Source organism: Opitutus sp. sgz309028 (assembly GCF_059821195.1).
Map to the genome: position 1 here is coordinate 1,271,346 of NZ_JCAMRR010000001.1, position 13,656 is coordinate 1,285,001.

Genomic DNA, 13,656 nt, shown 5'->3' on the forward strand with positions numbered 1-13,656 from the left:
GCAAAGCCAACGGATGCGCAGCCCGTGACGCCGAGGATTGCGAAGATGAAAGCGCCCCACCGGCGACCCCGACGGGCGCGCTTTCCATGAATTCTTCCGCTCGCAAACCCGCTTTCGCCATCTGCGACGCCAACGAGGCCGTGGCCTCGGTCGCCTACCGGCTCAACGAATTGATCGCGATTTATCCGATCACCCCATCGTCCGCGATGGCCGAATCGTGCGACGAATGGGCCGCCGCCGGGAAAAAGAACCTCTGGGGCGAGGTGCCGCGGGTCGTGCAGCTGCAATCCGAGGCCGGCGTCGCCGGCTCCGTCCACGGCGGCCTGCTCGGCGGCGCGCTGACGACCACGTTCACCGCCTCGCAGGGCCTCCTGCTGATGATCCCCAATCTCTACAAGATCGCCGGCGAACTGCTGCCGCTGACCTTGCACGTGAGCGCGCGCGCCCTCGCCGCCCAGGGACTTTCGATCTTCGGCGATCACCAGGACGTCATGGCCTGCCGCGCCACGGGTTGCGCGCTGCTTTGCAGCAACTCGCCGCAGGAAGCCCAGGACCTCGCGCTCGTCGCGCATGTGGCCAGCTACCGGGCCCGCGTGCCGTTCATCCATTTCTTCGACGGCTTCCGCACCTCCCACGAGGTGCAGAAGATCTCTCCGTTCTCCGACGACGATCTGCGCGCCCTCATCGACGAGAAGGACCTCGCCGCCTTCCGCGCCCGGGCGATGACGCCCGACCGGCCGACGCTCCGCGGCACCGCGCAGAATCCCGACGTGTATTTCCAGGGACGCGAGGCCGTGAACCGGTTCTACGACGCCCTGCCGGCCATCGTGCAGGAAACGATGGACAAGCTCGCCGCACTCACCGGCCGCTCGTATCACCTTTTTGATTACCACGGCCACCCGGAGGCCGAGCGCGTCGTGATCGCGATGGGCAGCAGCATCGAGACGCTCAACGAGACCGCCGACTGGCTGATCGCGCACGGCGAAAAGGTCGGCGTCATCTCCGTCCGGCTGTTCCAGCAGTTCCACGTCAAATCCTTCCTCGCCGCCTTGCCGAAGACCACCAAGGCCGTCGCCGTGCTCGATCGCACGAAGGAGCCTGGCAGCATCGGCGAGCCGCTGTTCCAGAACGTCGTGACCGCACTCGCGGAAAGCCGATCTCCGCTCGCGGGTTCCGCGCGCGTCGTCGGCGGCCGCTACGGCCTCGGCTCGAAGGAGTTCACGCCCGGCATGGCCCGCGCCGTGTTCGACAACCTCGCGCAATGGGAGCCGAAGCACCGCTTCACCGTCGGCATCAAGGATGACGTCACCGGCACCTCGCTCGATTTCGACGCCGATTTCGATCTCGAAGCCGCCGATGTCCGCCGCTGCGTGTTCGTCGGCCTCGGCGCGGACGGCACCGTCGGCGCGAACAAGAACTCGATCAAGATCATCGGCGAACAGACGCCGTTCTACGCCCAGGGCTATTTCGTTTACGATTCGAAGAAATCCGGCTCCGTCACGACCTCGCATTTGCGTTTCGGGCCGCGCCCGATTCGCGCGCCGTATCTCATCCGCCAGGCCGGCTTCGTCGCGTGCAGCCAGTTCAATTTCGTCGGCCGCACCGAGGTGCTCGGCTACGCCGCGTCGGGTGCGACCGTGCTGCTCAACTCTCCCTACTCGCCGGAGGAAACCTGGAAGAAACTTCCACGCGAATGGCAGGCGACGCTCATCGCGAAGAAGCTCAGATTGTTCGTGATCGATGCGACGCACGTTTCCCAAGCCAGCGGCATGGGCCGGCGCACGAACACCGTGCTCCAGACGTGTTTCTTCGCGCTGTCCGGCGTGCTCCCGCAGGAGGAGGCGATCGCGCAGATCAAGAAGGCGATCACCAAAACCTACGGCAAAAAGGGCGAGCAGATCGTCAAGATGAACCACGCCGCCGTCGACGCCGCGCTCGACGGATTGAAGGAGGTCGCGATTCCCGCGACGCCGGACTCCGAAGCCCGCGCCACGGTCCCGCCGAGCTATCCCGGCGCGTCCGACTTCGTCCGCAGCGTCACCGCCCGCCTGCTCGCCAACGAAGGCGATCTCATGCCCGTCAGCGCCATGCCGCTCGACGGCTGCTGGCCGACCGGCACCGCGCGTTTCGAAAAGCGCAACATCGCCCTCGAGATTCCGGTGTGGGACGCCGCGCTCTGCATCCAGTGCAACAAGTGCGCGATGGTCTGCCCGCACGCCGCGATCCGCGCGAAGTTCGTCGAACCCGCCGCGCTCGAAGGTGCGCCGGCGGACTTTCTCTCGGTGCCGTTCCGTTCCAACGAGTTTCCCGGCCAGCGCTACACGCTGCAGGTCGCGCCCGAAGATTGCACCGGCTGCTCGATTTGCGTGCAGGTTTGCCCGGCCAAGGACAAAACCAACCCGCGCCACAAGGCCATCGACATGGCGCCGCAGGCTCCGCTGCTGGACGCCCAGCGCGCGAACTGGGATTTCTTCACCAAGCTGCCCGATCCCGACCGCACGAAGCTGGACTCGTCGACCATCAAGAACTCGCAGTTCCTCGCTCCGCTCATCGAATTCTCCGGCGCCTGCTCCGGCTGCGGCGAAACGCCCTACCTCAAGCTCCTCACGCAGCTCTTCGGCGACCGCCTGCTGATGGCCAACGCCACCGGCTGCTCCTCGATCTACGGCGGCAACCTGCCGACCACACCGTATTGCTCGAATAGCGACGGCCGCGGCCCCGCGTGGGCCAACTCGCTCTTCGAGGACAACGCCGAATTCGGTCTCGGCCTGCACCTCGCGGTCGAGCAACGCGCCCGCACCGCGCGCGAACTGCTGAGCCGTCTCGCGGCGCGACTGGGCGACGAACTCGTCACCGCCCTTGCCACCGCCGATCAATCCACCGAGTCCGGCATCGCGCTGCAGCGCGAACGCGTCGTGGCGCTGCGCGCCCGGCTTTCCTCGCTGCGCGACGATCCCGTCGCTCGACGCTTGGACGCCCTCGCTGACGACCTCGTCAAGAAAACCACGTGGATCATCGGTGGCGACGGTTGGGCCTACGACATCGGTTACGGCGGCCTGGACCACGTGCTCGCCTCCGGCGCCAACGTGAAGGTGCTCGTGCTCGACACCGAGGTTTACTCGAACACCGGCGGCCAGTCCTCGAAATCCACGCCGCTCGGCGCCGTCGCCAAGTTCGCCTCCTCGGGCAAGCCCGTCGCGAAAAAGGATCTGGCACTCATCGCCATGCAATACGGCCACGTCTACGTCGCGCGCGTTGCCTTCGGCGCGAAGGACAGCCAGACGCTCGCCGCCTTCCGCGAGGCCGAAGCCTACAACGGCCCGGCGCTCATCATCGCCTACTCGCACTGCATCGCGCACGGCTATCCGCTGCACCTCGGCCTCGAGCAGCAGAAGCTCGCGGTCGACACCGGCTACTGGCCGCTCTTCCGCTACGACCCGCGACTCGCCGCGAAGGGCGAAACCGCCTTCCGGCTCGATTCCGCGCCGCCGAAGCAGGACCTCGCCAAGTTCACCGCCAACGAGACGCGTTTCGGGATCCTCAAGAACATCGCGCCCGCCCGCGCCGAGGAACTCGCCGCCGAGGCCCAGGCGTATGTGAAACAGCACTACGCGCTCTACCAGCGCCTCGCCACCCCGCCCGCCGCCAGCGGCAACGGTCACGGCCCCGCGCCCGCCTCGAAACCCGCCGCCGCTTCCTGATCGTGCACCTCACCCTCGCGTTTCTCGTCGTGCTGCTGGTCGTCCTGCCCCTGGCGTGGCGCCACACCGACGAGGAGCGCGACTGAGCCTCCGCTCACTCCTCCCATCATGGACTTATCGACCACCTATCTCGGACTGCCGCTCAGCAACCCGCTCGTTGTCGGCGCGTCCCCGTTCTGCGACCACGCCGATGTCGCCCGCAAGCTCCAGGATGCGGGCGCCGCCGCGATCGTGATGCGCTCGTTGTTCGAAGAACAGATCGACGCCGAGCAGCGGGCGCTGGTCGAGAACGTCGAGACCGCGGAGAACAGCTTCTCCGAGGCGTCTTCGTTTTTCCCGCAGGTGCAGGAGTATCAACTCACGCCGGACCATTACCTGCGTCAGCTCGAGCACCTGAAATCCCAGCTTTCCATTCCCGTCATCGGCTCGCTGAACGGCCGGCGGCCCGGCGGCTGGATCGATTACGCGCGGCGCATGGAATCGGCCGGCGCGAATGCGATCGAGCTGAACCTCTATCAGCTCGTCACCGATCCTACGCTTTCGAGCGAGGACGTCGAGGCCACGATGCTCGAAACGGTGAGCAGCGTGGTCCAGTCGGTCCGCGTGCCGGTGGCCGTGAAGCTGTCGCCATTTCACACCGCCCTCCCGTGGTTCGCGCAGGAGCTCGATCGCGCCGGAGCTGCGGGCATCGTCCTCTTCAACCGTTTTTACCAACCCGACTTCAATCTCGAGGATCTGGAGGCGCAGCCGACGTTGCGGCTGTCGGATTCCAACGAGCTGCTGCTCCGCTTGCGCTGGCTCGCGATCCTCTCGCCCCACACCCGCGGATCGCTGATCGCGTCCGGAGGCATCCACTCGAGCGAGGACGTCATCAAGGCGATCCTCGCCGGCGCGCACGCCGTGCAGACAGTCTCTGTCCTGCTGAAACACGGACCGCGCATCGTCACCACGCTGCTGCAGGACCTGCGCCGCTGGATGAGCGAGCGCGACTACCGCAGCGTCGCCGAATTCCGCGGCGCGATGAACCTCAGCCGTTGTCCGGATCCTGCCGCGCTGGAGCGCGCCAATTACGTTCGCATTCTCCAGAGCTGGCGGATCTGACGCGTCCGGCACCTAGACCACGCGCGGCGACAGCCGCCGCTCGATCTCCGCGCAAAGCTCCTCGAAGCGCCGCAGCAGCCGCGCGGCGTCCGGGAAATCATAGTGACCGGGCACGATCCAGCGCGCACCCAGCGCGCGGGCCTTGCGCAAGCTGGCGAGCCGTAACTCCAGCGCATCGGAAAAGATCGCCGGCGACACTTGCGTGCGCATCAGGAAGCGCACCCAGAGATCGCCGCTGAAAAGAAGGTCGTGCCGCAGGCTGTAGAACCCGCAATGCCCGACGGTGTGTCCCGGCAAATGCACGACGCGCAAGCCGCCCCAGAACGGCAAGTCCTGGCCGTCGTGCAGCTCGACGTCGATCGCCACCCGCCGATAACGCGTCGCCGCGCGTCCCAGGCCTTCCAGCACGCCACAAACCCGCGCCGCGCCGGAATAGGGATACGCGCCATCGAGATGCGGCTGTTCCGCCGGATGCGCATAGACCGGAGCGCCGGTCCACGCGCGCAGTTCCGCGGCGTTGCCCGCATGATCGATGTGGCCGTGCGTCAGCAGGATCGCCCGCACGTCGCGCGGGCCGACGCCAGCTCGCGTCATGACGCGGCGGATACGCGTGTCATCGCCGGGGAATCCGGTGTCGAGCAACACCGCCCCGTCGCCATCCACCAGCACCTGCGGCACGCTCATCCACCCGCGGACCGGATGCAGGCCGGGCGGCCACACCCGTGTCGTTTCGGGATCGGGATTCATATGAGTGGCATCTTCCGCCCGCGGTCTTCGACCGCAACGACGATGCAACTCCACGACAAAGCGCGAGGATCGCAAATTCCACCGTGTCCGCCCTTCAGCCGCCGGCGTTCCATCCGAATGAAGCGCCATTCTTCATGAATTCATTTCATCGTCTTCACGTCCAGTCACGGCTCCTCGTCACCTTCGGGTTCGTCCTCCTGATGGTTGCCTGCATCAACGCGTTTGCGTATCGCACCACGAAGCGTGACCTGGAGACCTCCGCCTGGGTCGATCACACGAACAAGGTGGTCGCTACGGCGAACGACGCGCTGACCGGACTCGTCAACATGGAAACCGGTCTCCGCGGCTTCATGGTCACCGGCAAGGACGAGTTCCTCGAGCCCTACCAGGCCGGCCAGAGCGCGTATCGCGCCCGGCTGGATGCGCTTCTGCAGCTCACCGACGACAACCCGCAACAGGTCGCACGATGGAACGACATTCGCGGCCGATCCCTCCAGTGGGAAACGGAGTTCGCCGAACGCGGCATCGCGCTGCGGCGCCAGGTCTCCGCCGGCGAAGCCGGCTTCGAGCAGTTGGGAATCTTCACCGCCGGTGGCGGCGGCAAACAGATCTTCGACGGCATCCGCGCCGTGTTCGCGGACGCGATTGCCACCGAGCAGCAACTGCTCTTCGCGCGCGAGAAGGAGAGCGAAGCCTCCTCGCAGATCCTGCTCCGTGTCACCTTGTGGGGCAGCATCGGTGTCATCGTCGCCGGGCTCGTGTGCGCCGTGCTCTTCGCCCGGTCGCTCGCCAAGCCGCTCGAAACCATCACCCGCACGCTCGAGCAGGGCGCCGGCCAGGCCGCCGCCGCCGCCAACCAGGTTTCCTCCAGCAGCCAGTCGCTGGCCGAAGGCGCGAGCGAACAGGCCGCGTCGATCGAGGAAACCAGCGCCTCGCTGCACGAACTGTCCTCCATGACGCAGCGCAACGCCGACAACGCGGCGCAAACGAAGGACGTCGCCAGCGAAACCCGCGCCGCCGCGGAGCAAGGCGCCGCCAACATGGAGCAGATGAACGCCGCGATGGATGCCATCAAGCAATCGTCCGGCGAGATCGCGAAAATCGTGAAGACGATCGACGAGATCGCGTTTCAAACCAACATCCTCGCCCTCAACGCCGCCGTCGAAGCCGCGCGCGCCGGCGAGGCCGGCATGGGTTTCGCCGTCGTTGCCGAGGAGGTGCGCGCCCTCGCGCATCGCTCCGCCCAGGCGGCGAAGGAAACCGCCGCCAAGATCGAGGACTCGGTGACGCGGAGCGAACAGGGCGTCCGCATCTCCGCCCAGGTCGCCGAATCGCTGCAACAGATTGTCGAGCGCGCGCGTCGCATGGACACCCTCGTCGCCGAGATTGCCGGCGCCTCGCACGAGCAGACCCAGGGTATCGGGCAGGTGAATACAGCCGTGTCGCAGATGGACAAGGTCACGCAATCCAATGCCGCCAACGCCGAGGAAACCGCCGCGGCCGCGGAACAGCTGAGCCAGCAATCGACCGCCCTGCAGGAAGCGGTCGTCGGTCTTTGCCGCATCGTCGGGGGCAAGCTCGGCGCCCAGGCCGTCGCGCTGAGGCGCCCGGCCAGCCCTTCCACCCCTCCGCCCACCGCCACCCGGTCGGAGCATGTCGTCCGGACGCCGGCCGTGGCGAAAACGGAGCACGACGCCTTTTTCGCGAACTGACCTCTCCGGTCGAAAACGAACCCGGCGGCAAATCCCCGCCGCGCTCAGGACAACGAGAGCACCCTCTCAAACAGGGCCTCGCCGCGCGGCTCCGGAATGGCGGATTCGTTATTCGAACACCATGATGGCCGCGCCCAGGAGCAGCAACACCCCGACGACGAGCACCGCGTTCGCGCGCCGTCCGATCCAGCGGGCGCGGCGCCACCCCTGCTCCTCGGTGAGCTTCGCATTCTTGATGTCGTCCTCGACGTCGGCGACGTGATCATGTCGGCGCCACTGGAGCCAGACGCCGACCAACATGATGGCGACCGCCAGCACACCGACGATTTCTCCGGTGCGTTGTGCCAGGATGAGGCCCGCCCAATTTGTATTCACAAAACCATGTCGCCCGCTCCGACACCAGACCGGAGACGGGAAACGCATCGTGAAGCGAGTCTCCCCGGCAACGCCAACCAATTCGTCGTCCTTAGGTTCTGTATTCAGCACTTGGTCCCGCCGCGTCTGAAATTTCCGCGTGCCGTTGTCCGCGGCTGCGCCATCGTGGGGCCATGAAGTCGATTCCCCTGCCGCCCACCGCTTTCGCGCCGCTGCCTTACGAAGGCCCTTCGGCGGAGCAGGTGCTGGCTCTCCGGCGCGAGCACCTGAATCCCGGACTGTTTCTCTATTTCCAGCGGCCGCTGATGCTCGTGGAAGGGCGCATGCAATACGTCTGGGACGAAACCGGTCGTCGCTACCTGGACGGCATCGGCGGCATCCTGACCGTGAGCGTCGGCCATTGTCATCCGCACGTCGTGGCGGCCGCCAACGCCCAAAACCAGACCCTGCAGCATTCGACCACGATCTACCTCCAACCTCGCATCGTCGAATACGCGGCCAAGCTCGCGTCGAAGCTGCCCGGCGAGCTGAAGGTTTGTTATTTCGTCAACTCCGGCTCCGAAGCCAACGATCTCGCGCTGCTCATGGCGCGTGCCTACACCGGCAACTTCGACGTGATCGCGCTGCGCAACGGCTACCACGGCGGCAATGCTTCCGGGATGGCGGTCACCGGACACAGCTCGTGGAAATTCAATACGCCGCACGCGTTCGGCGTGCACCACGCGATGGCGCCGTATCCGTATCGCGGCCCCTTCGGCTACGACGACCCGCACGCCGGCCGCCGCTACGCCGACGACGTCAAGGCGCTCATCGACTACGCCACGCCGGGACGCATCGCCGCCTTCATCTCCGAATCGATTCAAGGCGTGGGCGGATTTGTTTTCTATCCGGACGGCTACCTGCGCGAGGCCTACGCGCACACCCGCGCCGCGGGTGGCGTCTGCATCGCTGACGAAGTCCAGACCGGCTTCGGCCGCACCGGCTCGCATTTCTGGGGTTTCGAAACCCAAGGCGTCGTGCCGGACATCGTCACCCTGGCGAAAGGCATCGGCAACGGCACGCCGCTCGGAGCGGTCGTCACCACGCCTCAAATCGCCGCCGCCCTCACGCAAAAAGCCCATTTCAACACCTTCGGTGGCAACCCGGTCGCCTGCGCGATCGGACGCGCGGTGCTCGAGGTCATCGAACGCGAGAACCTCCAGACCAACGCCCACCGGCTCGGCGAGCGTCTCCTCGCCGGACTCCGGCGCCTGCAGGAGAAATACGAAATCATCGGCGACGTGCGCGGCCGTGGCCTGATGCTCGGCTTGGAGTTCGTGAAGGACCGCACGACCAAGGAACCTCATCGCGAAGCTTGCGCCCAAATCGTGGAAAACGCGCGCGACCTCGGCCTCCTCCTTGGCAAGGGCGGACTGTGGAGTCAGACGATCCGGATCGGTCCGCCGATGTGTATCAACGACGCGGATGCGGACTTCATTCTGGCGGTGCTCGACGAAGCCATCGGCGCGCTCTGACGTCGCGCTTGCGATCTGCCGTCGCTCCGGCTGTGATCGACGGCCGTGACCCCGCCCCACCACGACGCGGCCATTTTCGCGATCGAACGGCCGCACCCGAAACTCTGGACCTATTACCTCCTGACGAGCCTCGTCGTGCCGCCGCTGTTTCCCCTGGTGGCGCTGCCGCTGTGGTTCCGCTATCACACGATGCGCTACCGGTTCACCGACGAAGGCATCTCGATGCGATGGGGAATTCTTTTTCGGCGCGAAGTGATCATCCAGTATGCGCGCATCCAGGACATTCATCTGCGGTCCAACGTGGTCGAACGCTGGCTCGGCCTGGCGAAGGTACTGGTGCAGACCGCGAGCGGAAACGCCGCGGCCGAGATGACGCTTGAAGGCCTGCTCGACTACGAGGCGGTGCGCGATTTTCTCTACCAGCGCATGCGCGGGGTGAAGGATCGCGCGCACCCAAACCCCGCCGCCACGGCGTCAGCGGAGACCGCGTCCACCGACGACCTCGCGACCACCCTGCACCAGATCGCCGACGAGCTGCGCGGGCTGCGCGTCACGCTCGAGGCGCGCGTCCCCAAACCGGACCGCGACCCGCCCCATGTTTGAACGCGCCCGTCATGGCCTGTACGCGCTTCTGCGCGTCCCCCCCACGCCGACACCGCCCGCCGGCGCACCGGGATCGGTGCGCGTCTTCCGCGCGGGTCGCAATTACTTCAAACTAAAACTGCTCGCCTGGGGTGCCGGACAGGCCGCCACGCTTTTCGGCATCGTCGTCTCGCTCTCATTTCTCGCCGAGGTGAAACACGAGGCTGAACGCGTGCAGCTCGACCGCCAGGCCTCGGCGGCTGTCGGCGTATCCAATGATTCAACACCCGAGCGCCCGGTAACACCGGCGCAGCGGAGCCGCTGGGACGAGGAGCGCGACGAATTCTGGCGCGATCCGCAGAACCCGCTGGGCCGGATCGTGGAGCGAACCCCATGGTGGCTGTTCCCGGGCATCGCGTTGTTCGAGTTTGGCGGCATCCTGCTCTTCCTCACACAGCTGCCGCTCACCTATGCGATGGTGCGGCTCGAGTACGAATCGCACTGGTATGTGGTCACCGACCGAAGTCTCCGAATCCGCTGGGGGCTGATGACGGTGCGCGAAGCCACGATGAGCTTCGCCAACATTCAGCAGGTCACGGTGAGCCAAGGACCGCTCCAGCGCCTGCTGGGCATTGCCAATGTGCGCGTGCAGTCCGCCGGCGGTGGTGGCTCGGCCCGTAACCCGCACGAGCACAAGGATGACTCGATGCACAGCGGCGTCTTCCACGGTGTCGACAACGCCGTCGAAATCCGCGATCTCATCCTGGAACGCCTCCGCCACTTTCGCGCGACCGGGCTCGGCGATCCCGAAGATCATCGGGACTCGCCTGCGGCCCTTGTCGGCACTCTGACCGACCCCGGGCGTGCGGCCAGCGTCGTAGCCGCAACCCGCGTGCTCGAGGAAGTACGGAGGTTAAAGGCCGTCTTCCAAAAATAAAAAACCGCCAGCCGGCCGCCGGTGAGGGGCGGCCGGCCGGCGGCCGACACACTCCAGATCAGGGCACGCGGCGTCCGCGCAGCAGAGAGATGATGAACAAGATCAGAAACACGACGAAGCAGATCTTCGCGATGGTGGCGGCCGTGCCGGCCACGACTCCGAAACCGAGAACACCTGCGATCAAGGCGATGATGAGAAAGAGTACAGCGTAGCTTAGCATGTGAAACGTGGGGTTGGGAGTTATCGTGGGATCGAAGCTGGATCCTTCGATGCGGTCAGGCTTGCGCCCGATCGCGATCCTGAAGCAGTTCGCCGAGTATCCACGCCGTGGTTTCGTGATACTCGATCAACTCATCAAGCAGTTCGGCCGTGACGCCATCGGCGCACTGTTCGCTGCAAATGCGCCGGTCGCTCCGGAGTTCCCCGGCCATGCGGGTATGCAGCTCGGAAAGATTCGACATCATCGCCCGGGCGCTGAGATCGGCGCCACGCGCCGGGGTGAAGCGGGGCGCGTTGATCAAATCCGTCCAGCCGGTCTGCGCGACGATGCCCAGGACACGCGCGCGTTCGCCGAGCTTCTCGATCCAGCTGTCGATCTGATGATATTGCTCGTCGAACAATTCGTGGAGGTTGCGGAAATACGGGCCGGTGACGTTCCAGTGGTAGTCGCGGGTCGCCGCCGACAGGGCAAATTCGTCGGCCAAAGTCTGGTTGATCATCGCCCCCACGCATTCGCGAGCTTCAGGCGTGATGTCGTTGTGTACGTTGAGATACATGGCGCGGGTCTTTCGCTTACAGACCAACCAAAGCAGCGGCGGTTCGCGGTGCCGCCCCGCGATGTCCATCGGGGAACTTCCGGTACCGCGCTCCGCTTCCCCCCACCCCTCAACGCTTCAGCCGCAACAACCGCTCGCCGGCCGCGTGAAGCGTCTCCGGCTTTTTCGCGAAATTGAGCCGCACGTAACGATTCTCGCCGTGGGCGAAAAAGCTCGAGCCCGGCACCGGCGCGACCCCGATCTCCCGGGTCATCCAATGCGCAAATTCCACGTCGCTCGCATAGCCGAACGGCGAGATGTCGAGCATGACGAAGTAGGCGCCCTCAGGCCGCGTATAACGAAGTCCCGTGCGATCGAGATAACCCAGCAGAACGTCGCGCGACGCCGCATACTCCGCCGCCAGGCCTTCGTAATACGAGGCGGGAAACCCCAGCGCCGTCACCACCGCATGCTGGAGAGGCGCCGCCGCGCCGACCGTCAGGAAATCGTGCACCTTCCGCGCCTGCGCGATGATCTCCGGCGAAGCATGCACATAACCGAGGCGCCAGCCGGTGATCGAAAACGTCTTGGAAAGCGACGAGCACATCAGCGTCCGCGCCGCCATGCCGGGCAGCGTGGCGAAATACGTGTGCCGATGCGGCGGGAAAACGATATGCTCATACACCTCGTCGGTGAGCACAAACACGTCGAACTCCTCGGCCAGCGCCGCGATCTGCGCCAGCTCCTCGCGCGTGAAGACGCGGCCGCAGGGATTCGAAGGATTGCACAACACGAACGCTTTCAAGCCGCCGGCAAAAGCCCGCCGCAACTCGGCCGGATCGAAGCGATACTGCGGCGGATGCAGCGCCACGTGCACCGGAGTCGCGCCCGCGAGAATCGCGTCGGCCGCGTAGTTTTCGTAGAATGGCGAGAACAGGCCGACTCGGTCGCCCGGATCGCACACCGTCATCATCGCGACCATCATCGCCTCGGTGGCGCCGCAGGTGACCACGAGCTCACGGTCGCCATCCACCGGCACCCCCATGAAGCGCGCGAGCTTCGCCGCCAGCGCCGTCCGCAGTTCCGGCGAACCCCACGTGACCGCATACTGATGCCGGCCCGCATCCATCGCCTCCTTCGCCGCTGCCACCAGCGCCGCCGGCGGATCCCAATCGGGAAACCCTTGCGCCAGATTGATCGCGCCATGGCGGGCAGCCACGCGCGACATCTCGCGAATCAACGACTCGGTAAACCGCGAGGTGCGGACGGAGGTTTTGGGCATGCAGAAACAGCCACGCGTTTACGGAATCCGGATTTCCATCCCGAGCCGCAACGAGTTCTCGTTCGGCAGCAGGTCGCGATTCGCAGCGTAGATGTCGCGCCAGCGGGAGCGGTTGCCGTAATATTTCTGCGCCAGGCTGAACAACGTGTCGCCTTTCACGACGATATGTCTCCGTCCGGCCACGGCCGCCGGCGCCGTCGGCTTGGTCGGCGCCACCCGCGGAGCCGGCGTCAGCGCGGCCGGAGCGGCCTCCACGCGCGATGGCTCCGGCTCCAGCGCGAGGGAAATCGGCGACTCGCCCGCGAGCGGCGCCGCTTCCGGCACCGCCTCCGTCCGCGCGGGGAAAAACGATCGCGGCGGCTCATCGGCCTGCGCCGTCGCCGGCGCGCCGGCGGGGTTCAGCACGGCGCGCGAACGTATTGAAGGAACGGGGACGCCCCCCCGCAGCGTGGCGACCTCGGCCCGGAGTTCGTCGTTTTCGCGCTGCAGCCGGTTGACCTGTTCGAGCATGTCGAGCCGCTCGGCCTGGCTTTCCAGCGGCGCCGCCGGCAGGGTGCGCGCGAATTCGCGTTTCGCGACATCGATACGGCCGCGCACATAGACCGCCTGACGGGAGTTCGGCTGCAGCTCGAGGTATTTGCGGAAATGATAGATCGCCGCGAGCGGATCCTTCACCTGGTCGAGGTAAAGCAGCCCGGCCTCGAGGTGCGACTCCGGCGCCGACTCGCCGCGTTTGGCGATCACCTTCAGATACGAGGCGAGCGCCTCCTGGCTGCGCCCCTGTTTCACCAGCTGCTGCCCTTGCCGGTAGTATGGCTCATCCGTTTCCGAAGCGATCGACAGGTCGTCGCGATTGCGGTCGCATCCGGCGGCGGCGAAGAGCGCGACGCAGGCGAGCGCGATTGTGACGATCTGGCGGATATCCATCAGCGACGGGAATGGGATTGAAT

12 protein-coding genes are annotated in these 13,656 nt (G+C 66.0%); 6 read left to right on the plus strand and 6 right to left on the minus strand.

Translation table 11 applies throughout. The features are described from left to right. Window positions 1-86 precede the first annotated feature (86 nt). The gene (nifJ, locus tag AC6RV7_RS04895) at window positions 87-3,701 is read left to right on the plus strand and encodes a pyruvate:ferredoxin (flavodoxin) oxidoreductase (protein ID WP_500092785.1); all 3,615 of its coding nucleotides are present in this window, start codon (window positions 87-89) and stop codon (window positions 3,699-3,701) included. A 108-nt stretch (window positions 3,702-3,809) separates the two neighbouring features. Further along, window positions 3,810-4,802 carry a dihydroorotate dehydrogenase-like protein gene (locus AC6RV7_RS04900; protein WP_500092786.1) on the plus strand — a complete coding sequence of 331 codons (993 nt, stop codon included), beginning with the start codon at window positions 3,810-3,812 and terminating at the stop codon, window positions 4,800-4,802. A 12-nt stretch (window positions 4,803-4,814) separates the two neighbouring features. Here the strand turns inward: AC6RV7_RS04900 and AC6RV7_RS04905 are convergent, their stop codons facing one another. Continuing rightward, a complete protein-coding gene (locus AC6RV7_RS04905) occupies window positions 4,815-5,549 on the minus strand; it encodes an MBL fold metallo-hydrolase (protein ID WP_500092787.1) in 735 nt (244 codons plus the stop codon). A 134-nt stretch (window positions 5,550-5,683) separates the two neighbouring features. On the opposite strand from AC6RV7_RS04905, the gene AC6RV7_RS04910 reads away from it, so the two are divergent. After that, window positions 5,684-7,261: a methyl-accepting chemotaxis protein gene (locus tag AC6RV7_RS04910; RefSeq protein ID WP_500092788.1), complete on the plus strand. Its 1,578-nt coding sequence runs from the start codon at window positions 5,684-5,686 to the stop codon at window positions 7,259-7,261. Between the two features lie 108 nt (window positions 7,262-7,369). Here AC6RV7_RS04910 and AC6RV7_RS04915 read toward each other — a convergent pair whose 3' ends face one another. Next, on the minus strand, window positions 7,370-7,636 hold the full coding sequence (locus AC6RV7_RS04915; RefSeq protein WP_500092789.1) for a hypothetical protein: 267 nt from the start codon (window positions 7,634-7,636) through the stop codon (window positions 7,370-7,372). A gap of 173 nt (window positions 7,637-7,809) precedes the next feature. Here AC6RV7_RS04915 and AC6RV7_RS04920 point away from each other — a divergent pair, with 173 nt between their 5' ends. The 3 genes from AC6RV7_RS04920 to AC6RV7_RS04930 are packed head-to-tail and all read left to right on the plus strand — an operon-like array spanning window position 7,810 to window position 10,669. Then, window positions 7,810-9,150 (plus strand): aspartate aminotransferase family protein, encoded by a 1,341-nt coding sequence (locus AC6RV7_RS04920; RefSeq protein WP_500092790.1) that lies wholly within the window; start codon window positions 7,810-7,812, stop codon window positions 9,148-9,150. 45 nt (window positions 9,151-9,195) lie between these two features. After that, window positions 9,196-9,753, plus strand: a complete 558-nt coding sequence (locus AC6RV7_RS04925; protein WP_500092791.1) for a PH domain-containing protein — start codon at window positions 9,196-9,198, stop codon at window positions 9,751-9,753. After that, on the plus strand, window positions 9,746-10,669 hold the full coding sequence (locus AC6RV7_RS04930) for a PH domain-containing protein (RefSeq protein ID WP_500092792.1): 924 nt from the start codon (window positions 9,746-9,748) through the stop codon (window positions 10,667-10,669). The genes AC6RV7_RS04925 and AC6RV7_RS04930 overlap by 8 nt, the downstream gene beginning before the upstream one ends. Window positions 10,670-10,727: 58 nt before the next feature. On the opposite strand, the gene AC6RV7_RS04935 is transcribed toward AC6RV7_RS04930, so the two are convergent. From AC6RV7_RS04935 to AC6RV7_RS04950, 4 genes are all read right to left on the minus strand, one after another. Continuing rightward, window positions 10,728-10,889: a DUF1328 domain-containing protein gene (locus AC6RV7_RS04935; protein WP_500092793.1), complete on the minus strand. Its 162-nt coding sequence runs from the start codon at window positions 10,887-10,889 to the stop codon at window positions 10,728-10,730. A 55-nt stretch (window positions 10,890-10,944) separates the two neighbouring features. Then, on the minus strand, window positions 10,945-11,445 hold the full coding sequence (locus tag AC6RV7_RS04940; protein ID WP_500092794.1) for a Dps family protein: 501 nt from the start codon (window positions 11,443-11,445) through the stop codon (window positions 10,945-10,947). Window positions 11,446-11,554: 109 nt separating this feature from the next. Then, window positions 11,555-12,706, minus strand: a complete 1,152-nt coding sequence (locus AC6RV7_RS04945; RefSeq protein ID WP_500092795.1) for a pyridoxal phosphate-dependent aminotransferase — start codon at window positions 12,704-12,706, stop codon at window positions 11,555-11,557. An 18-nt stretch (window positions 12,707-12,724) separates the two neighbouring features. After that, window positions 12,725-13,633: a Cell division protein CpoB gene (locus AC6RV7_RS04950; protein ID WP_500092796.1), complete on the minus strand. Its 909-nt coding sequence runs from the start codon at window positions 13,631-13,633 to the stop codon at window positions 12,725-12,727. Window positions 13,634-13,656: the final 23 nt, after the last annotated feature.

Bases quoted from the DNA above. Each gene is read 5' to 3' on its own strand.
- nifJ (WP_500092785.1), top strand. From the start codon at position 87: ATGAATTCTTCCGCTCGCAAACCCGCTTTCGCCATCTGCGACGCCAAC.
- AC6RV7_RS04900 (WP_500092786.1), top strand. From the start codon at position 3,810: ATGGACTTATCGACCACCTATCTCGGACTGCCGCTCAGCAACCCGCTC.
- AC6RV7_RS04905 (WP_500092787.1), bottom strand. From the start codon at position 5,549: ATGAATCCCGATCCCGAAACGACACGGGTGTGGCCGCCCGGCCTGCAT.
- AC6RV7_RS04910 (WP_500092788.1), top strand. From the start codon at position 5,684: ATGAATTCATTTCATCGTCTTCACGTCCAGTCACGGCTCCTCGTCACC.
- AC6RV7_RS04920 (WP_500092790.1), top strand. From the start codon at position 7,810: ATGAAGTCGATTCCCCTGCCGCCCACCGCTTTCGCGCCGCTGCCTTAC.
- AC6RV7_RS04930 (WP_500092792.1), top strand. From the start codon at position 9,746: ATGTTTGAACGCGCCCGTCATGGCCTGTACGCGCTTCTGCGCGTCCCC.
- AC6RV7_RS04935 (WP_500092793.1), bottom strand. From the start codon at position 10,889: ATGCTAAGCTACGCTGTACTCTTTCTCATCATCGCCTTGATCGCAGGT.
- AC6RV7_RS04940 (WP_500092794.1), bottom strand. From the start codon at position 11,445: ATGTATCTCAACGTACACAACGACATCACGCCTGAAGCTCGCGAATGC.
- AC6RV7_RS04945 (WP_500092795.1), bottom strand. From the start codon at position 12,706: ATGCCCAAAACCTCCGTCCGCACCTCGCGGTTTACCGAGTCGTTGATT.
- AC6RV7_RS04950 (WP_500092796.1), bottom strand. From the start codon at position 13,633: ATGGATATCCGCCAGATCGTCACAATCGCGCTCGCCTGCGTCGCGCTC.